This window comes from Peribacillus sp. Hz7, assembly GCF_042136355.1.
GTDB lineage: Bacteria > Bacillota > Bacilli > Bacillales > DSM-1321 > Peribacillus > Peribacillus asahii_A.
Map to the genome: position 1 here is coordinate 408,612 of NZ_JBHHJV010000001.1, position 23,765 is coordinate 432,376.

The window sequence follows — 23,765 nt, forward strand, 5'->3', positions numbered from 1 at the left end:
TTGAATGTATGGATTCGATTGGTCGTGTATAAGCTGTGAATCAGCAATAAACTGCATAAGTCATTAGGCTATGCAGTTTATTTTTCGAGGATGAAAGAAACAATCAAGCAATCGTTGTTGCGGAGAGGAGAAGTGAGAATGTTTCAGGAGGCTGCAAGTGAAGCGATGAACAATTTATTACAGCCTGTTACTGCGATAAAGGGAATAGGTACGGATACGGCCGCTTTGTTACATGAGATGGAGATTGATACCGTTATCGATCTATTAGAGCATTTACCTTATCGCTATGAAGATTATCGACTAAAGGATTTAGAAGCTGTTGAACATGATGAGCGGGTGACAATTGAGGGGACAATTCATAGCGCGCCGCTCGTTAGTTATTTTGGAAAGAAGAAGTCGCGTCTAACGCTTAAAGTGCTAACAGGCCGCTATTTAATTACGGTCATTTTTTTTAATCAGCCCTATTTAAAAAGCAAGTTAGAAATGGGTGTAACGGTAACGGTTACAGGTAAATGGGACCGTCATCGTCAAACGATTACAGGTTCAGAATGCCATATTGGTCCATATCAATTAGAGAAAGAATTTGAGCCTGTTTATTCTGTTCGAGGCAGTTTAACGGTAAAGGGAATGCGGCGTTTGATGAAGAATGCGTTTGCGCAGTATGGTTCTTTTATTGAAGATAATTTACCCCCCCAATTATTAACTAGGTATAAATTGATGCCGCGGAAAGAAGCTTTGCAAACGATGCATTTTCCGCCATCCGCAAATGATGTGAAGCAGGCACGCCGCCGCTTTGTTTATGAAGAGTTTTTATTTTTTCAATTGAAAATGCAAGCGCTCAGAAAAGTCCAACGAGAGCAATCAAAAGGGATTGGACAAACCTATAATAAAGAGAGTGTAGAGGAGTTTACTCGGACTTTGCCGTTTCCATTAACAAATGCACAGCAGCGTGTCGTTTGCGAAATATTGGATGATATGAAGTCGCCGTTTCGGATGAATCGTTTGCTTCAAGGGGATGTTGGTTCAGGGAAGACGGTTGTTGCGGCTATTAGTTTGTTTGCCACTGTCTCTGCGGGCTTTCAAGGCGCTTTAATGGTGCCGACTGAAATATTGGCAGAACAGCATGCTCATTCTCTTTCACTCATGCTTGAACCTGTTGGAGTGAAAACAGCTCTGTTGACGAGTTCTGTTAAAGGGAAGAAGCGTCGGGAGCTATTGCAGCTGCTTGCAGAAGGTGAAATCGATGTGTTAATCGGGACACATGCTCTTATTCAAGATGAAGTGAATTTTCGTAAGCTCGGTTTAGTGATTACGGATGAGCAGCATCGCTTCGGAGTGGAGCAACGTCGTATTTTACGGGAAAAAGGAGCGAATCCTGACGTTTTATTTATGACAGCTACACCGATTCCAAGAACGCTTGCGATTACGGTTTTTGGGGAAATGGATGTGTCGATCATTGATGAGCTTCCTGCCGGCCGAAAAACGATTGAAACCTATTGGGCTAAACATCAAATGGTGGATCGTATTCTTTTGTTTATTGAAAAAGAGCTGCGTAAAGGACGTCAAGCGTATGTTATTTGTCCATTAGTGGAGGAGTCAGAAAAATTAGATTCGCTGCAAAATGTGTTAGATGTTCATGCGATGCTTTCGCAGTACTATTCAGGCCGCTATAAGGTCGGCTTAATGCATGGACGCTTACCTGCGGATGAAAAAGAAGAAGTCATGAGGCAGTTTAGCATGAATGAGGCACAAATTCTAGTATCGACTACCGTTGTAGAGGTTGGGGTGAATGTGCCGAATGCAACGGTTATGGTCATTTATGATGCCGAGCGCTTCGGGCTTTCGCAGCTTCATCAGCTGCGAGGTCGAGTTGGACGAGGAAGCGATCAGTCTTATTGTATTTTGCTAGCAGATCCGAAAACAGAAGTAGGTAAAGAGCGGATGAAAATTATGACCGAAACAAATGATGGTTTCGTTCTTTCAGAAAAAGATTTAGAATTGCGCGGCCCTGGCGACTTTTTTGGCAAAAAACAAAGCGGGTTACCAGAATTTAAGGTAGCGGATATGGTTCATGATTATCGTACGCTCGAAGTGGCGCGCGATGATGCGGCAAAATTAATAGCTTCACAGAGCTTTTGGAACATGCCGGAATATTTGCCGCTGCGCACATATTTGGAACAAACAGGTGTGTTAGATGGGGAGAAGTTGGATTAATTTTAAAAAATAACTAGCAGATTACGAGTTTTCTTGCATTCTGCTAGTTTAACTTATATACTACTATTAGTACCTAGTCTTAATACTTTGGATGGTGACCTTCGATATGAGAAGAAACAAGAAGGAACGCCAGCAATTATTAGTCGAAACGATAGAAGGAAACCCTTTTATCACGGATGAAGAGCTGGCTAATCAGTTCTCTGTGAGCGTCCAAACGATACGGCTTGATCGTCTTGAATTATCAATTCCAGAGCTTCGTGAACGTATTAAAAACGTCGCTGAAAAAAGATTCACGGATGAAGTACGAGCGTTACCTTTGGATGAAGTCATTGGAGAAGTAATCGATATTAACTTAGATGAAAGCGCTATTTCGATATTAGACATTAAAAAAGAACATGTTTTTAGCCGAAATGGAATTGCAAGAGGGCATCATTTGTTTGCGCAAGCGAACTCGCTTGCTGTAGCAGTTATTAATGATGAACTAGCTCTGACAGCGAAAGCAGCTATTTCCTTTACACGTTCTGTAAAGGAGCATGAACGTGTGATTGCAAAAGCAAGAGTGAAAACTTTTGAGCACGTTACTGACCACCGTACCGTTGTGGAAGTGCGTAGCTTCGTTGGAACAGAACTAGTGTTTAAAGGTGAATTTGAAATGTATCGCTCATAATGAGCGGGAGGATGAATAAATATGAAAATCGCGTTAGATGCAATGGGTGGGGATCATGCTCCAAAAGAACAAGTGCTAGGAGCGATGAAGGCGGTTGAAGCCTTTGCAGACGTTGAAATATTGTTAGTGGGAAATGAAGCGAAAATCAGACCATTTTTAACGAATGATCAGCGTATTACAGTCATACATACAGAAGAAGAGATTTTAAGCACGGATGAGCCAGTTCGAGCAGTGAGACGTAAAAAGACAGCTTCTATGGTACTTGCTGCACAGCAAGTAGCAGATGGAAAAGCGGATGCTTGTATTTCATCTGGAAATACAGGCGCGTTAATGGCTTCTGGGCTGTTTGTTGTAGGTCGAATTGATGGAATTGAACGCCCAGCTTTAACACCAACAATGCCAACGATTGATGGTAAAGGGTTTGTGTTTTTAGATGTTGGGGCTAATTCAGACGCTAAAGCGGAGCACTTATTACAATTTGCGATTATGGGTTCTGTTTATGCGCAAAAAGTACGTAATGTCGCAAAACCACGAGTGGGCTTATTGAATATCGGCACCGAAGAAAAAAAAGGAAATGAGCTAACGAAAGAAGCGTTTGCTTTATTACAGCAATCTGAAGATATTCATTTTATCGGTAACGTTGAATCGCGTGATTTACTCAATGGTGCAGCCGATGTCGTTGTCACAGATGGATTCACAGGCAACATGGTGCTGAAAGCGATTGAAGGCACGGCGATGAGTGTATTTAAAATGGTAAAGGCCGCGATGATGAGCAATCTGAAAAGTAAAATCGCTGCGGGACTTTTAAAGCCTCAATTAATGGGGATTAAAAGCCAAATGGATTATTCAGAGTATGGCGGCGCAGGGTTATTTGGGTTAAAAGCACCTGTTATTAAAGCGCACGGATCGTCGGATGCTAATGCTATTTATAATGCCATTCGTCAAACAAGAGACATGGTTGCACACGATGTGACAGAGACGGTTGCTAAAACAATCGAAAAAATTAACAGTAAGTAAGGAGTGTAGACAATGGGAAAAATCGCTTTTGTCTTTCCAGGTCAAGGTTCACAAACAGTAGGAATGGGACAAGATATCTATCAAGAAAATGAGCGAGCACAACAAACGTTTCAAACAGCGGATCAAAAGTTAGACGTTGCTTTATCAAATTTAATTTTTCATGGTCCCCAAGAAGAATTAACCATTACATATAATGCTCAGCCAGCTCTTTTAACGACAAGCTATGCATTTTTTACTGCGTTAACAGAAGCAGGCATTACGCCAGATTATACGGCTGGACATAGCTTAGGCGAATATACTGCCTTAGCAGCTGCTGGTGCAATGAGCTTTGAAGATGCGGTCTATACGGTTCGTAAACGCGGTGAATTTATGGAACAAGCTGTTCCGAATAAGCAAGGCTCTATGGCGGCAATTTTAGGAATGGATCGAGAGCTATTAGCAGACATTACAGCAGACATTACAGAAACAACTGGAGAAACGGTTCAATTAGCGAATATTAACTGTCCAGGTCAAATTGTTATTTCAGGTACGCGAAAAGGTGTCGAGACAGCAATGGTACAAGTGAAGGAAAAAGGAGCGAAGCGTGCTCTTCCATTAGATGTAAGCGGTCCTTTTCACTCTGCGCTTATGAAGCCTGCAGCAGAACAATTAAACGAAGTGTTAAATAAGATTAGTATTGTTCAAGCGGATATTCCTGTTATTTCGAATGTGACAGCGGAGCCGATTACAGAACCGGCTGACATTCAAGAAAAATTAATCGAACAGCTTTATTCTCCTGTCCTTTGGGAAGATAGCGTGAAGAAATTGCTAGATTTAGGTGTAGATACATTTGTTGAAGTGGGACCTGGTAAAGTATTGGGCGGTCTTATTAAAAAAATCGACCGTTCTGTAAATATTTATTCGGTCTCCAGCCTAGAAACGTTAGCGAAAACAATTGAAGCTTTAAAGGAGGAGCGTGCATGATGTTAGAAGGTAAAAAAGTTCTTGTAACTGGTGCTTCACGTGGAATTGGACGTGAAATTGCGTTAGAATTGGCACGTCTTGGTGCCGATGTAGCAGTTAACTATGCGGGCAGCGAAGCAAAAGCAAATGAAGTAGTGGACGAAATTAAAGCGCTTGGACGAGAAGCGATGGCGATTCAGTGTGACGTAGCGAATAGTGAAAGTGTAGCTGAGATGGTTAAAGCAACGATTGAACAGTTTGGTCGTTTAGATATTTTAGTCAACAACGCAGGCATTACACGTGATAATTTGCTTATGCGTATGAAAGAGTCCGAGTGGGATGATGTCATCAATACGAATTTAAAAGGTGTATTCCTTTGTACAAAAGCTGTGACAAGACAAATGATGAAGCAGCGCAGCGGACGAATTATTAACATTGCTTCAATTGTTGGTGTGAGCGGAAATGCCGGACAAGCAAACTATGTAGCGGCAAAGGCTGGTGTAATTGGATTAACAAAAACATCAGCAAAAGAATTGGCGCCGCGCGGCATTACGGTCAATGCAATTGCACCTGGCTTTATTTCAACAGATATGACAGACGAGTTAACAGAGGAGATTCAACAAGCTATGCTTCAGCAAATTCCTCTTGCTCGTTTCGGGGACCCAAAGGACATTGCTTCTGTAGCGGCTTTTCTTGCGTCGGATGCTAGTCGTTATATGACTGGACAAACACTTCATGTTGACGGTGGCATGGTCATGTAATACACTGTTACAGTTAGGCTTTGAGTTTTTACAGAAAATAAGGATGCAATCATTTTTGATGAGTACTAGTGTCTAGCTTTAAAAGCCGATAAATGGGCGCTTTGCGCTTGAGGGGAGGTGAATGCAGTGGCAGACGTATTAGAAAGAGTAACAAAAATCGTAGTAGATCGTTTGAATGTTGAAGAATCAGAGGTAAAACTTGAGGCTTCATTCAAAGAAGATCTTGGTGCAGATTCTCTAGATGTAGTAGAACTTGTAATGGAACTTGAAGACGAGTTTGATATGGAGATTTCTGACGATGATGCAGAAAAAATCGTTACAGTTGGAGATGCTGTAAATTACATACAGAGTGTATTGTAATGAAATGCTCTCAAATCAAAGCTCCGTTTTTTAAACGGAGCTTTCTCTTGTGGCCAGAATTAGGTATGATGGTAGGGAGGGGCAATTATAAATTTCGGGGAAATAAGCTTTTTAACCGTTGTGGAGGGTTTTATTAAATGCGCAGGAACGGAAATAATCATCAACTATCAGTCAAGGAGCAAAAATTTAAACAACTTCAGGATCGCTTAGGCATCCAGTTTTCTCAGGTCAAATTATTAAAACAAGCATTTACCCATTCATCTTATGTGAATGAGCATCGCCGCAAGCTTTACGAAGATAATGAACGGCTTGAATTTTTAGGAGACGCTGTATTAGAACTGACGGTATCTAAATATTTATTTAAAAAATATCCGATGATGAGCGAAGGGGAGCTAACAAAGCTAAGAGCCGCTATTGTTTGTGAACCGTCACTTGTTATGTTTGCCAATCAATTAGGGTTTGGTGAATTTGTATTGCTCGGAAAAGGAGAAGAAATGACAGGTGGTAGAGAGCGTCCAGCGATGCTTGCCGATGTTTTTGAATCTTTTATTGGAGCATTGTATTTAGATAGAGGTTTAGAACAAGTCGTCGAGTTTTTAAGAAAAGTGGTTTTCCCGAAAATAGACGAGGGTGCTTTTTCTCATGTGATGGATTACAAGAGCCAGCTTCAAGAATTGATTCAACGTGATAGCAGCGGTACCATTCAGTATAAAATATTACAGGAAAAAGGACCGGCTCATAATCGTGAATTTGTTTCTATTGTTTTACTCAATGGAGAAAAACTAGGGTCTGGCTCTGGTAAATCGAAAAAAGAAGCAGAGCAGCATGCTGCCGAGCGTGCCTTGAACGTATTAAGACAAAAAAGATCATAATGATTGTGAAAGATAAGGGGGAGAGAGCATGTTCCTCAAACGCTTGGACGTTGTAGGATTTAAGTCTTTCGCAGAGAAAATTTCAATGGACTTTGTACCAGGTGTAACCGCAGTCGTAGGGCCGAACGGAAGTGGAAAAAGTAATATAACAGATGCGATTCGTTGGGTGCTTGGCGAACAGTCCGCCAAATCATTGCGCGGGGCGAAAATGGAGGATATTATCTTTTCCGGAAGCGATTCAAGAAAGCCTTTGAATTTTGCTGAGGTATCTTTAACCCTTGATAACGTAACAAATTCTTTACCCATTGATTTTCATGAAGTCAGTATTACAAGAAGAGTGTACAGATCGGGTGACAGTGAATTTTTAATTAATAATCAGCCCTGTCGTTTAAAGGATATCGTCGATTTATTTATGGATTCAGGCCTCGGCCGCGAAGCCTTTTCGATTATTAGCCAGGGGAAAGTAGAAGAAATATTAAGCAGTAAGGCGGAAGAAAGACGAGTTATTTTTGAAGAAGCAGCTGGTGTTTTAAAATATAAAACGCGTAAAAAGAAAGCCGAGCAAAAGCTTGCTGAAACACAGGAAAATTTAAATCGTGTTCAAGATATTCTTTATGAATTAGAAGGTCAGGTAGAGCCGTTAAAAATTCAATCGTCGCTTGCTAAAGAGTTTTTGGCGAAGAAGGAAGAGCTAGAGCAATTTGAAGTGAGCTTAACAGTTTATGAAATTGAAGAGCTTCACCGAAAATGGGAAAAGCTATCTCATGAGTTAGAAGAGCATACGCTAAGAAAAGAGCAAATGGCAAGCGAACTGCATCAAAAGGAAGCGGCCCTACAGGCGCTGCGCCAGAAAACAGCTAGTTTAGATGCAACGATGAATGATTTACAAGCGATTCTTTTAACATCGAGTGAAGATCTGGAAAAGTTAGAAGGTAGAAAAGAAGTATTAAAAGAACGGAAGAAAAATGCGACACAAAATAAAGTTCAACTTGAAAAGTCCATCGAAGAGGCTAAAGCGTTTATCGCCCGTTTAGAGGTTGATAAAGAAGCTCAAATCATATTGGTTCGCGAATTAGAAAACGAAGTAAAAAACTTGCAGTCGCTCTTGCAAGAAAAGCAACAAACCTTAGGTTCCTTCCAAACGAATATTGAGGAGACGATTGAACTTCATAAAAGTGACTATATTGAATGGCTAAATAAGCAAGCAACAGCGAAAAACGAAAAGCAATATTTAGCTCAGCAGCTGGAGCAGCATGCTTATAAAAATGAGAGGCTGGATAATGATAATGCGAAGTATTTAACAGAAAGAACGTCAATCGTGAAGCAAAAACAGCAGCATGAAGTGGAATTGCGTGAGATGACGCTCGAGTTAGAAAAGCATGTGGCTCGTTATCGTAGTCAGGAAAAGCAACAAGAAGAAACGAAGGACCGCTATCAAAAACAAGAAACGACACTGTATAAAGCGTATCAATTTTTACAGCAAGCGAAGGCGCGTAAAGAATTGTTAGAGGAAATGGAAGAAGAGTATGCAGGGTTCTTCCAAGGTGTAAAAGAAATATTAAAAGCAAAAGCTTCTTTGCAAGGCATTGAAGGGGCTGTTGCGGAGTTGATTACAGTGCCAAAAAGCTATCAAACGGCGATTGAGATCGCACTTGGCGCGGCGATGCAGCATGTTGTTGTTCGTGAAGAAGGGCATGCGCGTCAGGCGATTAGCTTTTTAAAGAAAAATGGTTATGGCCGGGCTACTTTTTTACCACTCTCCGTAATAAAAGGTAGAGAAGTGCCACAGTCTCAATTGAAACTGCTTCAAAACCACCCAGCTTTTATTGGTACTGCTGCCCAATTAATAGACTATGAAGCGAAATATGCAGAGATTGTAACGAACTTACTTGGAACGGTCGTTATTACACGTGATTTAAAAGGAGCAAATGAGCTGGCTAAATTAGTCGGTCACCGTTATCGTTTTGTAACGCTTGATGGGGATGTTGTAAATCCTGGTGGTTCGATGACAGGGGGGGCACTTAAGCAAAAGTCCTCATCCTTATTATCGCGAAAAGCGGAATTAGAGGAACTTAAAAATAAGCTTGTCGATATGGAAGCGAAAACAAATCAATTAGAACGTGAAGTTCGGGAGCTAAAAGCTGAAATCACGCAGCAAGAAGAACGTTTAGCAGAAATGAAGCAATCGGGTGAGTCATTGCGAGAAAAAGAGCAATTACTGAAAAATAAATTTCGAGAAATTGAATTACAAGAAAAGAATATTAATGACCGCCTTCATTTATATGATTTAGATAAAACACAACTCATAGAAGAAGAGCAGCAAAGAACGGCCCGCCTTGAAGAGTTGGAGAACATTATCGTATCGTGTGCAGAGGAGCTTAGTCGACTTGATGAAACGATTGCTCAATTGACGGAGCGAAAGGAAACACAGCAATCCTCAAAAGAAATCCTTCTAGAAGAGATGAGTGAGTTGAAAGTAACGCTTGCTTCCAAACGAGAACAGCTTCGTAACCAAAAGGAAAATATGGCTCGTCTTGAGGAAGATTGGCTTATGACACAAACGAAGCTTGCTGAATATGAGGATGACTGGTCGCTTTTAACGAATGAAATGAGTGATAGTTCAAGCGGGGAAGAACGATTAGAGGACGCCGCAAAAGAGCAGTTTGCATTGAAAAATGAAACGATTGAAAAGATTTCGGTTACACGTCAAGAAAAAGAGAGTTTGCAAACGGAGCTTGAGGATATGGAGCTCGATTTAAAAGAGCAAAATCGTCAATATAAAGGCATTGCAGAAAGCGTCAAAGATGAAGAAGTGAAGTTGAATCGACTTGATGTGGAGCTTGAAAATCGACTTTCTAAGCTACGAGAGGAATATCTTTTAAGCTATGAGGCTGCAAAAGAGAAGTATCCGTTAACATTGCCGGTTGAAGAAGCGAAGAAACGCGTCAAGCTCATTAAATTGGCGATTGACGAGTTAGGAAACGTTAACTTAGGGGCAATTGATGAGTACGAGCGTGTATCAGAGCGCTATGAATTTTTACTTAATCAAAAGGATGACTTGCAGCAAGCGAAAGATACCCTTCTTCAAGTGATTCATGAAATGGATGAAGAGATGACGCGGCGCTTTTCTGAGACCTTTTATGCGATTCGTGATCAATTTGGACAAGTGTTTAAAGCGTTATTTGGCGGAGGCCGTGCTGAATTAAAGTTAACGGATTCGCTGAATTTATTGCAAACAGGTGTTGAGATTGTCGCTCAGCCTCCTGGGAAGAAATTGCAAAATTTAAGTTTATTATCAGGTGGAGAACGAGCATTGACTGCGATTGCCTTGCTGTTTTCCATTTTAAAAGTGCGTCCGGTGCCATTTTGTGTGCTTGATGAAGTTGAAGCTGCGCTGGATGAAGCGAATATTACGCGTTTTAGTCAATTTTTGCGCAGGTTTAGCGAAGAAACGCAATTTATCGTCATTACACATCGCAAAGGTACGATGGAAGGTGCGGATGTGTTATATGGCATTACGATGCAAGAATCAGGTGTTTCAAGGCTTGTTTCTGTACGAATGGAAGAGACAGAAGAAGTAGCAAGAGTATAACAGAAGGAAGTGACACAATGAGTTTTTTTAAGAAGCTGAAAGAGAAATTTGTAGGTGCGAAAAATGAAAATGTAACACCAGAACTTACTGAACAACTGGAAGCGAATGAACAGTTGGAGTTGAACGAACAAATAGCGTTGAACGAGCAGCCGGAAGTGAAGGAAGAGATTGAAAAGAAGAAAGAGCAGATTTCGATTGGAGAGAAGTTTAAACAAGGTTTAGCGAAGACGCGTGATGCCTTCTCAAGCCGAGTCAATGATCTAGTCGCACGCTATCGTAAAGTGGATGAAGAATTCTTCGAAGAGCTTGAAGAAATTTTAATTCAAGCAGATGTCGGCTTTGATACGGTGATGGAGCTTGTCGATGAACTAAAAATGGAAGTAAAGCGCCGCAATATTTCAGATACAAAAGAAGTGCAAGATGTTATTTCTGAGAAATTAGTCGACATTTACCAAAGCGGAGACGAAGAACAATCTGAGTTGAACATTCAAAAAGATGGCTTAACGGTTATTTTATTCGTTGGTGTGAATGGCGTTGGGAAAACGACAACAATCGGAAAAATGGCTCATAAGTTTAAAGAGGAAGGCAAGTCGGTCGTATTAGCAGCGGGTGATACGTTCCGTGCCGGTGCGATTGATCAACTAGAAGTATGGGGCGAGCGTGTTGGCGTCGATGTTATTAAACAAGGAGAGGGCTCTGATCCGGCGGCGGTTATGTTTGATGCGATTCAAGCAGCAAAAGCACGCGGTGCGGATATTTTGATTTGTGATACGGCAGGCCGTTTACAAAACAAAGTGAACTTGATGAAAGAGCTTGAAAAAGTAAAACGAGTGATTGAGCGTGAAGTACCTGGTGCACCGCATGAAGTATTATTAGTGTTAGATGCAACAACAGGACAAAATGCATTAATTCAAGCAAAAACCTTTAAAGAAGCAACAAATGTATCAGGCATTGTGCTAACAAAGCTTGATGGAACAGCAAAAGGGGGAATCGTGTTAGCGATTCGAAATGAATTAGCGATTCCGGTTAAGTTTGTTGGATTAGGTGAGAAAATGGATGATTTGCAAGAGTTCGATGCAGAGAAATATGTGTACGGATTGTTTGCAGACATTATTGAAAAAGCAGAATAATTATATGTGAACGAAAGTCAGAAGGGTTTTTCCTTTCTGGCTTTTTTCATATTCTAAAAAGTTTTTGTATACTTTTTTATTTTTTCATTCGTCTATTTTATAGAGAGAAACAAAAGGGGGAGTTCGTTTGTCAAATATAGCACGTCAAGTAGCCGCCAGTTTGTTGTTTTTAATGGCTTTTACGATTTTTCCATTACTGGCTGCTGCTGAGCAACCGAAGATTAGTATTTCAATTGAAGAAGGGTTAGGTGGATATGCGAAGCGTTCGGCGGCGCTGCCTGTCAAAGTTGAAATAGAGAATAAAGGAGAAGCGTTTAGTGGAACGTTGCTGCTTCAGTTTCAAGCAACCTATCAGTTAGGAGGCTCACAAGCCATCCGAGTTGAACTGCCAAAGGGAAGTGTGAAAACATATTCTATTACCTTGCCTGCATATACAGATGAGAATTATTCTTCGTCTGCAGTTCAACAAACGATTCATTTATATGAAGGAGATTGGAAGAAAGGGAAGGAAGTAGCGTTTAAAGGGACAAAAGTGATTGCACCTAAATTCGTCGATTCGGGGGAAGTACAGATTGGTATATTAAGTGAAAAGTATGATCGTCTAAAAGAATGGCGTGTACTGCCTTCCTCTCCAACGAATACATTCGATTTAACAAAGGGAGATTTGCCAAAAGAGGCGAGAGGATACGATGTGCTCACATATTTAGTTATCGATGAATTTTCCATGAGTACACTCGATCATGAGCAACAGGAAGCCATTGCTGAATGGGTTCAAAACGGAGGGATTTTGATTGCTGGTGCAACACCGAATGCCAGTCAGCAATACGATACACTTTACGATTTATTACCGATGAAGCCGAATAAAGAGGTAACGATTAGCAGTGCTTTTTTAGGAACGGGTAAGCAAGCACCTTCTTTTAAGCAGATTCCTAGTTTTGTTGGGGAAGTTGAAAAAGAGGCAGGTATTATGGTGAAGAGTGATAATCATCCAGTCGTTGTCAAAAAAGAGTTTGGAAGCGGGATGATTATCCAAACAAGTTTTTCACTTGGAGATGAACCGCTAGCTTCTTGGAATAAGTACGGGACTTGGGTTGAGTCGACTTTGCTGACATTAACAACGAATAATCCGTACAATCAAATGGATAATCTCTTAAATAATTTAGAGTGGGAATTATCGGAACCGAATAAATGGTTTGATCATACAAATTTTTCAACTGGTCAATTAATTCTCTTATTAATTATCTATTTACTTATTTTAATTCCGCTCTTATATGTAGTCCTTAAGAAATTGGATAAACGCGAGCATGCGTGGTGGAGTATTCCGGTTATAGCGATTATTAGCTCAGTCGTCATTTTTGCGCTTGGAGCAAAAGATCGAATTGCTCAGCCTCAATTAAATCAGCTTGGTATTTATCAAGTGAATCATCAACATGTAACGGGTATTCAATCTAATGTGTTACTTTCGAATACAAGCGGGGACTATAAGCTATCTTTTGCAAAGGGTGAAATGCTTGCTTTGCCATCTGCACCGGATTCTGTTTCTGGTAACCCGCTTCGAGCTCCAGTTGTCGAAGAAAAAGCGAAGGAAGTAGAGATTGAATTTCCAGGCGTCGAATATTGGTCAACACGTTCGTTGGTGGGACGCATTTCGCAAAAACAAGCTGGTGAATTTAAGGCCGATTTGAAAGTAGAAAATAAAAAACTAGCAGGAACCATTGTGAACAATTTGAACTACGATTTTGAGGAAATCATGATTGTATCAGGCAACCAGAAATGGGATTTAGGGGCGTTAAAAAAGGGAGAGATGCTGACTGTTAACCAAAAGTTAAAAACGGATTTCTTAATGCGCCCTACGATGAGTTTTCCATCGAGCATGCATACGTGGAAACCTGGGCAAAAAGTGGACTGGAATCAAGTTCGGAACGATCAATTATTATATCTTGCCAGTCAGTATTTCTTTAATGGACAAACAGCAGATAATGCACCTGTCATTATTGGATTGACGAAGGAGCAAGTGACAGGACTGAAATTAGAAAATGGAAAAATGAAAGAACATAATAATAACTTGATTTTCCAAACCTTTGAAGCAGACACGACTTTATCGGGAGAAGTGAGTTTGCCAAAAGAGATGTTTCAATGGAGAATTGAAACAATCAATGGTCATTATGAGGTAAATACGAGTATCGCACCTTCTTCTTATTGGCTGGAAGTTGGAGAGTATGAGGCATATGCTCAAATGCCAGCTGTCATGGAAGATCCATCTTTTAAAGTTTCGAAACTGACGATTAAGTGGACGGATTCCAAGCTTCAGTATGCACTATACAATGTGAAAACAGGCAACTATGAACCGATTGCTGGGGATGAGCGAATTTTGACGCTTGAAGGAAGCAAGAAGATTAACGCTTATCTTTCTGCCGACGGTGAATTGAAAGTGAAGCTACTGAAGAAGCAAGATCCTAATGGTGCTGAAAATCGTTTACCGGTTATTACTGTTGATGGGGAGGTTACACCGTGATTGAAATTATCGGATTGACAAAACAATATGGGAATTTTACGGCGCTTGATCATTTAGATTTGCATATTGATGAAGGGACCGTATTTGGTTTTGTAGGTCAAAATGGAGCAGGGAAGTCTACCACCTTCTCTATTTTAGCGACCTTGCTTGCGCCGACTTCGGGAACAGCCTTTGTTAATGGCTATAATATTTTAAAAGACCCAAAAAAAGTCCGCGAGCAAATTGGCTATATGCCCGACTTCTTTGGCGTATACGATCAATTAAAGGCAGAAGAGTATCTCGATTTTTACGGAGCAAGCTATGGTATCTCTATCAATGAACGAAAGAAATTGATTCCTCAGCTTTTAGAGCTTGTGAATTTAACCGATAAACGAGATTCGTATGTTGATTTATTATCACGCGGGATGAAGCAGCGTCTTTGTTTAGCTCGCAGTTTAATTCATGATCCAGAAGTACTTATTTTAGATGAGCCCGCTTCTGGCTTAGATCCGCGCGCTCGTATTGAAATGCGGGAGATTTTAAAAGAATTGAAGCACATGGGCAAAACGATTTTGATTTCGTCGCATATTTTACCGGAGCTCGCAGAAATGTGTGATGTCATTGGCATTATTGATCAAGGGAAGTTAAAGGCACAAGGCTCTGTTGCGGAAATTCAAGAGAAATTGCAAGGTGCCAAGAGCATGATGGTGAAGGTGAATCGTAATATTGAACGTGCGCTGACCTTTTTTGAAGACAATCCAGATATTAGTGAAATCGAGCGTCATGAGGATGGAGCGAGCATTCAGTTTTTGTTTAAAGGCAATGCGGAGGCGCAGCAGCAATTATTGAAGGCTTGCGTTATGCAAGAGCTCGACTTAGTTAGTTTCGCCGAAATCGAAACCGATTTAGAAGATGTGTTTATGGAAATTACGAATGGGGGGATGGAGTCATGAAAAGCTGGCTGATGAATCCCGTATTAAATAAAGAATTCAAGCTTCGCTTTCGTTCTTTAAAAAGTTTTCTTGGTGTTTTATTTTATGTGCTAGCGATTGGCATCATCGTGATTGGAATGATTTTCGTACAGCAGTTGAGCAGTATGGGTGGGGTGAACCCAGAACAAAGTCGTGAGCTATTTATGATTTTAGCGGTGTTGCAGTTTGCGTTAATTATTTTTATTACACCAGGCTTAACGGCAGGTGTTATTAGCAGTGAGCGAGAGCGGCAAACGTTGAATATTTTATTAACGACATCGCAAAGCTCCAGCAGCATTATCATTGGGAAGCTCGTGTCATCGGTCGCTTTTTTATTATTGTTAATCATTGCAAGTTTGCCTTTATATAGCATCGTCTTTTTATATGGAGGTATTTCGCCGCGTGAGCTGCTAACGGTGTTTGCTTTAAATGTTTTTACCGTCTTTGTCATTGGCAGTTTAGGTGTTATGTTTTCGACGTTTATTCGCAAAACGATTGCAGCAATGGTCACAACATATGGCGTGATGTTATTTCTTGTTGGAGGAACGGGCTTTTTGGCGCTAGTTGCGACAAGCTTTACGCAAATGAGTCAGACAGGAACACCAACTACGAATATACTCGTCTATCTTTTGGCGATGTTTAATGCACCCATTACACTTGTGAATTTGTTTCAACCGAGCATCGCTGAAGAGATCGCACGAATGTCGGGAGTATCTTTTCCGCTTTGGGGTGCTCATCTTATTTCTTATACACTTATTTTTATTACGGCAATTGTACTTAGTGTTCGAAAGCTCCGTCCAAAAATGAAAGCGAAGAAATGAGGAACGAAGCGATGGAAGAAAAGAAGCAGTTTGAAAAGCTTGTGAGGCCTGTGCAACGTCAGCTTTTTTGGCTTTTACTTGGAAGAGAAGTACAATGGTTTCTTCTTGTAGCAAGCATTTGGGCGTTTCTCCTTTTTCTTATTACAAGAGTCATTGTTTTCCCCTTTATGCTGCGTTTTTTAGCAATTGGGTGGCTTGTGCTTGGAATAGTGTTAATCTATCGCATTTGGAAAAAAAGGCCGTCATTTAGGGCGGCTTCGCTTCTTTTTAATCAATATGTGCCAGATGATCGCGTGTTAACGGCTTTTTCTTTTTTAGATAAAGAAGGAGAACTAGAAAGATTACAGCTTCGTGACGCACTTCGTCAAATGAAAATAAATGAAGCAAGCGTTTTAAAGCGAAAAAAGAAAATATGGTACCCAAAATGGTTGATGATAGCTTGCTTGTTCGCAGGAGTTGCGACTCTTTCAGCCTTGTTTCCCAATGAATGGATGAACGAAGCAAAAGAAGCAGAAAAAGTTTCAAAAGTAATGAAGGAGGCTGAAAAGAAAGTAGAGGAAAAAGTGAAGGAAACAAAGGACCCAGTTGCCAAAAAGGCGCTAGAAGAGGCAAAGAAGAAGCTAGCCGAAGTGAAGGAGCCGAATGAGGCACTAAAGGAATTAGAGAAGTTATCCAAACAACTTGACCTCCAGGTGATGAAGCGAAAGGAAACACAGAAACAGCTAGATAATTGGAAAAAGCAAGCCGATGAGGCTGGTTTAAAGGACTTAGCTCAGTTTCTTGAACAAAAGGATTTGGAACAGTTAGAAAAAGAGTTGAAAAAGTTGAATGAAAATTGGGAGCAGTTAACGAAAGAACAGCAAGAGGTATTAAGTGAAGTAACGAATCAAAACGAGAAGTTAACAGAAGAACAGCTTACAGCTCTCGCTGAACAATTAAAAGAAGCGATTCAATCTGGACAGCTGTCTAAACAATTAGCGAATGCTAGTCAGCAAGTCCAACAGGTTAGTCAAAACGTACAGCAACAAATGAAAAATAACGGAATGACACCAACGCAAATAGGAAGCGGCACCCCAGGAAATAATCAGAACTCTGCTTCATCTTCTTCCAATCATTCAGCGGGCAATCAAAAAAGCAATCAAACTAGTAATAATCAAAATGGCAGTGGTTCTGGAAGCGGCGGAAGCGGCGGTTCGGGCTCAGGGTCTGGCTCAGGATCGGGCAGTGGTCAAGGAAGCGGTGCGGGACTTGGACAAGGATCACGGGAACTATTAACAATTCCAGAAGAAACAAAAGGAAAGCAAAATGTCGAATCCGATAGCGGGGGACTTGGGGAAGGAAGCGGTCAAGAGCAAAAGACCGATGAAGGCCCTGTTTTAAAGGGGAATGTGCGTAATTATCAAGAGGTCTATGAGCAATATGGTGAGTCGTATCGAGAAAGTACGGAGCGCCTGAAGCTGCCTGCTGATTTAACGGATATTGTCAAAAATTATTATGACCAAATTGATCCAGAAAGGTAGTGAATATATGTCAGATAAAGAGATGCAGTTTATGAAAGCACAACAAATCGTGGAAGACGTTAAAAAAGAGATTGCTCGTTTTATTGTTGGACAGGAAGAAGTTGTCGAACAAGTACTTTGGAGTATTTTTGCAGGAGGGCATGTGTTATTAGAAGGGTTACCGGGCCTTGGAAAAACGATGCTCGTTCGGACCATTTCAGAAAGTATGGATTTAAGCTTTTCGCGTATTCAGTTTACCCCGGATCTAATGCCAGCAGATATTACAGGAACGATGCTGCTTCAGCCTGATGAGGATGGAAAACAGCACTTTACCTTTCATAAAGGGCCTTTGTTTTCACATATTGTGTTAGCTGATGAAATTAACCGAGCCACACCGAAAACACAAAGTGCCCTGCTTGAAGCGATGGGGGAGCAAACGGTGACGGTGATGGGAGAAACGAAAAAGCTTGAGCGGCCGTTTTTTGTACTAGCGACGCAAAATCCGATTGATTTAGAAGGAACATATCCACTTCCTGAGGCACAAATGGATCGTTTTATGTGTAAAATTCTCGTTGGATACCCTTCTAAGGAAGAACTAAGAGAAATTATGAAGCGTACGACTGGTACGGAGTCCATTTCTATTGAAAAGATTGCTTCGATTGAGGATGTATTATTTTTACAAAGTCTATCAAAAGAAGTGCTTGTATCGGAAGAAATGCTAGATTATGCAATTGATATTGTAGCGATGACGCATCCAGATGCGGAAGCAGTACCAGAAATTGTGCAGAAATATGTGCAATATGGCAGTGGCCCCCGTGGCTTACAAAGCTTACTTAAAATGGCGAAAACAAGAGCGCTATTTGCGGGGCGGTATCATGTGTCAGCGGGAGATGTAAAGCAAACGGCAATTCCGGTGTTACGCCATCGCTTGCTATTGAATTTTGAAGCAGAAGCAAGCGGCATTCAGGCAGATCGCGTTCTTGCTGAAATTGTGGAAGCGGCATATACGTTAGGCAAAGGATCATCTGCATCATGATAGCAACTTCTTTTTTAGAAAGGCTGCAAAAGAAACGGCTGCTTGTGAAAACACGAAAGCGCGGTATGCATAAAGGTTCAAGGCAATCCAGCGCGTTTGGTTCATCGCTTGAGTTTTCGGATTTTCGAGTTTATCAGCCAGGGGATGATGTGCGTCGAATTGATTGGAATGTGTACGGCAGAACACAGAAGCATTATATTAAACGATTTTTGGATGAACAGGAAGTGGCGATTGCGATTTATCTTGATATGAGTTCATCGATGCGCACGTATAGCGAGAAGTGGGAGCTTGCTCGCTTATGTGCCGCCGCACTTAGTCATATTGTGCTATCAAGTGAAGATCGACTTTCTTTTATTCCGGTCACTTCAACGAATATGCAGCCGATTCGCCGTAAAGGAGCGGTATATCGGAAACAGGTTTTTCATGAGATTCAACGTTTAGAAGAGAGGGAGAGTACGCCCGCTTTTTTTGCACAATTAAGTCAACAAATACTGAAGAATCAACAGTTAGCGATTCTTCTTACCGATGGATTGGAGCCGCTGGATGTTATAGAAGCAGCGTTAAAAAAGCTGCGCTCGGTGAGGCAGGAGATTTGGTTGTTTCAGCTATTAGCTGAGGAAGAAATGAAACCGAGCTACAGTGGTGATGTGAAGCTGGTTGATAGTGAATCGGCGGGAACGGTGAATGTCAGTATGAATCCTCTGTTAATTGAAAACTATCAAAGCCGTTTGAACAATCATAATCAGCAGCTCGAAGCGATTTGTCGTACACTCGGTTGTCGATATTTCCTTATGAACGGCGAGAAAGATATTCAAACGATTTTGTTTCATGATTTACCGAGACAAGGGTTTATGAATTGAGGTGAGAAGATGTCTGTTGCAAGTCCGTTCTTTTTTTTATTTAGTTTGTTCATTGCAGCCTTCATTTTATTGTATTTCTTTCGCAAGCAATATGAACAGTTACCTGTTTCATCAAATATGCTTTGGGAGCAAGTGTTAAATGAACGGCAAGCATCACCATGGCTGCAAAAGCTGCAGTATAATCTCCTTTTTTGGCTGCAGTTGCTCATTCTGGTGCTCATTATGCTGGCGTTGACCCGTCCATATTGGTATGGAAAAGTGCCTGCAGGTGATCACTTCATTTTGGTTGTTGATACATCAGCGACGATGAGTGCAAAGGAAGGAGAGAAAACTCGATTTGCGACAGCAAAAGAGGATATCTTTAAGTTGCTTGATGAGATAGATCAACAAGAGGTGACGATTATTAGCACCGGGCAAAAGCCAAAGATTATTGCGAATCATGAACAAGATCAGCATGCGCTTCGAAAAGCGATTCAAGAGCTCGAACTTTCGTATGAGTATGATGCAATGGATCAAGCGCTTGAGCTTGCCGAATCGTTAGTGACAACGAAGGATTCGGTTGTGCATTTGTTTTCAGACCATGTGGTCGAAGAGGATGTTGCTTCTTTTTCAGAGGATCAGTCGGTGTTTGTACATAATTATAATAGTCAACATGATAATCTTTCATTGCTTTCGTTTGGTACGGCACCAGAGGGAGAGAAAGTATCGGCTGTGGCTGTGATTGCGAATGAAACAGATGCCAATGAACAAGTGGATCTTCAAGTGATGAGTGGTGAAACGCTTCTTTTTTCCAAAAAAGTGCATGTAGCAGCGAATCAGGAAGCGGTTGTTAATATGCCAGTATTACCAGCACATCCATATTATCAAGCTGTAATCCGTACACCTGATGATTATGAAGCGGATAATGAACTAACCGCTATTTCAACGACATCCTATGATAAGGTGTATGCCGTTGGTGATGTGAATCCTTTTTATCTAGCAGGATTACAAACGCTTGGTCTTGAAGTGATTCAAGTCGATGATGTTGCTAAAATTGGTCGTGATGGCATGGTCATTGCAGAAGGAGTGAGTCTTACGCAGCTAGGCGAGTATCCGCTTCTTTTTATTCAAAGTGAAGCGAAGAAGAAACAGAAAGTAACTGAAACATTAACAGCAGCGGATGATCCATTATTCACGCATGTTGATAGCAAAAAGGTGTATATCGCTTCTGCCTTTCGTCCACTTAATCAGGAATGGCAAACGATTTTGGCAAGTGGAGACCAGCCGCTGATTCAAAAAGGAACCCATCATGGTTATCCAATTATTGCGCTCAATTTTGCACTAAGTGACACAGATTGGCCGCTGCAACCTGGGTTTCCGCTCTTTTTATATAACAGTTATCAATGGTTGACACAGCAAACGAATTTTCTCGGATATTATCAGCCAGGGGAAGAAAAATGGTTGAACTTAGGGAATAAACAAATGGATTTAAGTGTTTTTACAGAGGACGGAGACAATTTATACACAATCAATCTTGCCGAAGAAAGTTTTATTGCTCCAGTTAAACCAGGGGTATACGAAGGTATAGCTGACGAACAGTCGTATTATTTCTCTGTGTTATTGGATGAACGGGAAAAAAGCTTAGAAGCAGCTCCTTCCTTTGCAATGAATCCAAAAGAAGCTCAGTCAAGAGAGATGACGGAGAATATTCAGGATCATTTGTGGTTTTGGCTGGCTTGTATCGCATTACTCTTGTTGATGGCAGAGTGGGAGGTGTACCGTCGTGGGTATTGAACTAATGTATCCTTATTTGCTGTTGTTACTCCTTCCGTGTGTGTTTCTTATGTATTCTTTTTGGAAAAATAGCCGCCTCACAATGAACCGTAGTGAAAAAGTAATTATAATAACGCTTCGTTCACTCGTCTTTTTTCTTCTTATTTTTGCATTAACAATTCCGCAGCTATTACTGCCGGTAAAAGGGACGACGGTCGTCTTTTTAGCGGATCAATCAGCGAGTGTAGATCATGCAGAAGAAGATATTCTTGCCTGGATTGAGACGAGTGTTAATAAGAAAGCAGCTGATGATGCATTTGCTGTTGCTTCGTTTGGGGGCGATGTGGCAGCCGAGCAAGCGGTAACGAAGAAAGAGACTGTAATTTCACAGTTTAGTAGTGAAGTAGATGAAACCGAGACGTCCATTGAAGCTGGTATTCGCTTTGCTTCCTCTTTTATTTCGAATGATGAAAACGGACGAATTGTGTTGTTTTCAGATGGAAATGAAACGATGGGGCATGCAGTAGAAACAGTGAAACTGCTCCATAATAAAGGGGTTGAATTGGATGTTGTGCCGATTCAAGTACCAGTCAAAAAAGATGTTTCTTTAACGGATTTATCCGTTTCTCCTTCTCTGTATCAGGGAGAAAAGGCAGATATTTCGGTATCGATAGCAAGCGATATTGCTCAAGAGGCAACGATTCGCATTTCGTTAAATGATAAAGAAATCATCAAAAGATCTGTTGCTGTCAAGGAAGGGAATAACGTATTCGGCTTTTCGCATATTGTAATGGAAACAGGCATGCATGTGTATAAAACAGAAATTGCAGCGAAAGAAGATGCTTATGCTGAAAATAACACGCTGCATGCGATTACAAATGTTAAAGGTACGCCAAAAGTGTTGATTGTTGAAGAAAACCGAAGTTCGTTATCGAGTATTTTATCGGGGAATGGCTTTGATGTAGAAACGATTGTACCAGAAAAATTGCCGACAACGTTATCGGGGTTTTTACAGTATCAAAGTGTGGTGTTTAACAATGTATCAGCCACGTCTATTTCGCAAAACCAAATGCAATTAATTGAGCAATCTGTAAAGGAATTCGGCAATGGTTTTGTGATGACAGGAGGCGAAAATAGCTTTGGACTTGGCGGGTATTTTAAAACCCCAATTGAAAAGCTGCTCCCGGTCGATATGGATGTGAAAGGAAAAAAAGAAATGCCATCATTAGGCTTAGTGATTGTTATGGACCGTTCAGGCAGCATGAGCGGGAATAAATTATCTCTTGCGAAAGAAGCAGCTGCCAGGTCTGTGGAGCTATTAGAAGAAGGCGACACGTTTGGTTTTATCGCCTTTGATGATCGACCTTGGCAAATTGTTGAAACAGGGCCATTAAAGGAAAAGGAAGCGGCGATGGACCAAATTCGTTCCGTTGCATCTGGAGGCGGTACCGAAATTTATCGTTCATTGGAGCTTGCTTATGAGCAGCTGCAGGACAAGAAACTGCAGAGAAAACATATTATTTTATTAACGGATGGTCAGTCACCCGGAAATGATTATGAAGCGTTGATTGAAGAAGGAAAAGAACAAAATATTACGTTATCCACTGTGTCAATTGGAAATGATGCCGATAAGCTGCTTCTAGAAGAGTTAGCTCAATGGGGGGCCGGCCGTTATTATGACGTCGTCGATTCTTCTGTCATTCCAAGTATTCTCTCACGTGAAACAGTGATGGCAACGAAAACGTATATTGAAGACAACCCGTTTTATCCAACGATACAACAGGGAACTGGTTGGAACTCTCTTTTTGCAGATGGAGTGCCGCAAATGAATGCCTATATTGCGACAACAGCGAAAGAACGGGCAACAGAGCCTCTTATTAGCGGTAAAGAGGACCCCGTGCTTGCCGAATGGCAATATGGCATGGGAACGACAATCGCGTTTACTTCTGATGTAACGGGAAAATGGTCTGGTGATTGGCCGCGTTGGAACCAATGGGGGAACTTTTTAAATCAGATGATTACGACAACATTGCCGAAGTATGAGAGTGAGCCATATACGGTTACGATGGATCATAGCGGTGATGAGACCGTATTATCTATTCAAGCGGCAACGAATAATATACACCCGTTATCTGCAAGCATTGTGTCTGAAAAAGGCGACCGGATTGACAGTCATCCGAAATTAGTTGCACCAGGGAAGTACGAAATGACGGTTCCGAATCAATCAGGCTTATACTTTTTAAGTGTACAGCAGGATTATGAAACGGGGGCTTCAAACCTTTATCAAACGGGTTTTACGATTCCGTATTCAAAAGAGTATGCACAGCAAGGATTGAATCAACGATATATAGATGAACTGCTTGCGGCGTCTGGTGGGCAAGAATTGAAAAAAGAGGCATCGGCATTTCGAGATCTTAAAGAGATGTCCCAGCACAAACAGAGTATAAGTGTATGGTTATTGTGTGCAGCCTTTTTGCTGTTCTTTGTCGAAATTGTCATTCGCCGTTTTGGCTGGCAAAGGTTGTGTTCTTTCTTTACGAGGAAAAAGCAAGCTATTGAACGTTCGAAAGCTGAAACGACTGTGAAGCGTTTGAAACAGGCGAAACAAACGGTTGAAAGAGCTCCTAATAAATCAATGCAAGTAGAGGAACAGAAGCAAGCAACCGGAAAATCACAGCTAAAGCAAATGGATAAAAAGCTGTCTTCGTCAGAACGTGAAGAGCGAATGAAACGACTGTTAGAGGCGAAGCGACGTAAACATTAGAAAGTGGTAAGGA

General features: G+C 41.2%; 17 protein-coding genes. All 17 read left to right on the plus strand.

What is annotated here, in order from left to right:
* Positions 1-138 precede the first annotated feature (138 nt).
* The 17 genes from recG (at position 139) to ACE199_RS02050 (ending at position 23,752) form a co-directional block, all read left to right on the plus strand.
* Positions 139-2,214: an ATP-dependent DNA helicase RecG gene (recG, locus tag ACE199_RS01970; RefSeq protein ID WP_375348356.1), complete on the plus strand. Its 2,076-nt coding sequence runs from the start codon at positions 139-141 to the stop codon at positions 2,212-2,214.
* 106 nt (positions 2,215-2,320) lie between these two features.
* On the plus strand, positions 2,321-2,881 hold the full coding sequence (fapR, locus tag ACE199_RS01975; protein WP_375348358.1) for a transcription factor FapR: 561 nt from the start codon (positions 2,321-2,323) through the stop codon (positions 2,879-2,881).
* Positions 2,882-2,902: 21 nt separating this feature from the next.
* Positions 2,903-3,898 carry a phosphate acyltransferase PlsX gene (gene plsX / locus ACE199_RS01980; protein WP_375348359.1) on the plus strand — a complete coding sequence of 332 codons (996 nt, stop codon included), beginning with the start codon at positions 2,903-2,905 and terminating at the stop codon, positions 3,896-3,898.
* A gap of 12 nt (positions 3,899-3,910) precedes the next feature.
* Positions 3,911-4,861 (plus strand): ACP S-malonyltransferase, encoded by a 951-nt coding sequence (gene fabD, locus ACE199_RS01985; protein WP_375348360.1) that lies wholly within the window; start codon positions 3,911-3,913, stop codon positions 4,859-4,861.
* Positions 4,858-5,601 (plus strand): 3-oxoacyl-[acyl-carrier-protein] reductase, encoded by a 744-nt coding sequence (gene fabG / locus ACE199_RS01990; RefSeq protein WP_127759755.1) that lies wholly within the window; start codon positions 4,858-4,860, stop codon positions 5,599-5,601. Before fabD ends, fabG begins: the two co-directional genes overlap by 4 nt.
* 126 nt (positions 5,602-5,727) lie before the next feature.
* Positions 5,728-5,961, plus strand: a complete 234-nt coding sequence (acpP, locus tag ACE199_RS01995) for an acyl carrier protein (protein WP_119116599.1) — start codon at positions 5,728-5,730, stop codon at positions 5,959-5,961.
* Positions 5,962-6,098: 137 nt separating this feature from the next.
* Positions 6,099-6,833 (plus strand): ribonuclease III, encoded by a 735-nt coding sequence (gene rnc / locus ACE199_RS02000; RefSeq protein ID WP_375348361.1) that lies wholly within the window; start codon positions 6,099-6,101, stop codon positions 6,831-6,833.
* Positions 6,834-6,861: 28 nt separating this feature from the next.
* Positions 6,862-10,425 carry a chromosome segregation protein SMC gene (smc, locus tag ACE199_RS02005; protein ID WP_375348362.1) on the plus strand — a complete coding sequence of 1,188 codons (3,564 nt, stop codon included), beginning with the start codon at positions 6,862-6,864 and terminating at the stop codon, positions 10,423-10,425.
* A gap of 17 nt (positions 10,426-10,442) precedes the next feature.
* Complete coding sequence (gene ftsY, locus ACE199_RS02010; protein ID WP_375348363.1) at positions 10,443-11,555, plus strand: signal recognition particle-docking protein FtsY; 1,113 nt, start codon at positions 10,443-10,445, stop codon at positions 11,553-11,555.
* Between the two features lie 127 nt (positions 11,556-11,682).
* Positions 11,683-14,070 carry a hypothetical protein gene (locus ACE199_RS02015; RefSeq protein ID WP_375348364.1) on the plus strand — a complete coding sequence of 796 codons (2,388 nt, stop codon included), beginning with the start codon at positions 11,683-11,685 and terminating at the stop codon, positions 14,068-14,070.
* Positions 14,067-15,002: an ABC transporter ATP-binding protein gene (locus ACE199_RS02020; protein ID WP_375348365.1), complete on the plus strand. Its 936-nt coding sequence runs from the start codon at positions 14,067-14,069 to the stop codon at positions 15,000-15,002. Before ACE199_RS02015 ends, ACE199_RS02020 begins: the two co-directional genes overlap by 4 nt.
* Positions 14,999-15,841: an ABC transporter permease gene (locus ACE199_RS02025; protein ID WP_252289998.1), complete on the plus strand. Its 843-nt coding sequence runs from the start codon at positions 14,999-15,001 to the stop codon at positions 15,839-15,841. The genes ACE199_RS02020 and ACE199_RS02025 overlap by 4 nt, the downstream gene beginning before the upstream one ends.
* 11 nt (positions 15,842-15,852) lie before the next feature.
* Positions 15,853-17,361, plus strand: a complete 1,509-nt coding sequence (locus ACE199_RS02030; RefSeq protein WP_375348366.1) for a hypothetical protein — start codon at positions 15,853-15,855, stop codon at positions 17,359-17,361.
* Between the two features lie 7 nt (positions 17,362-17,368).
* Entirely contained in the window at positions 17,369-18,376 is a 1,008-nt protein-coding gene (locus ACE199_RS02035; RefSeq protein ID WP_375348367.1) for an AAA family ATPase, read from the plus strand.
* A complete protein-coding gene (locus ACE199_RS02040; protein WP_375348368.1) occupies positions 18,373-19,236 on the plus strand; it encodes a DUF58 domain-containing protein in 864 nt (287 codons plus the stop codon). Before ACE199_RS02035 ends, ACE199_RS02040 begins: the two co-directional genes overlap by 4 nt.
* A 9-nt stretch (positions 19,237-19,245) precedes the next feature.
* Positions 19,246-21,009 carry a vWA domain-containing protein gene (locus ACE199_RS02045; protein ID WP_375348369.1) on the plus strand — a complete coding sequence of 588 codons (1,764 nt, stop codon included), beginning with the start codon at positions 19,246-19,248 and terminating at the stop codon, positions 21,007-21,009.
* Positions 20,999-23,752, plus strand: coding sequence for a VWA domain-containing protein (locus ACE199_RS02050; protein ID WP_375348370.1), 2,754 nt, complete (start codon positions 20,999-21,001; stop codon positions 23,750-23,752). Before ACE199_RS02045 ends, ACE199_RS02050 begins: the two co-directional genes overlap by 11 nt.
* Positions 23,753-23,765 lie beyond the last annotated feature (13 nt).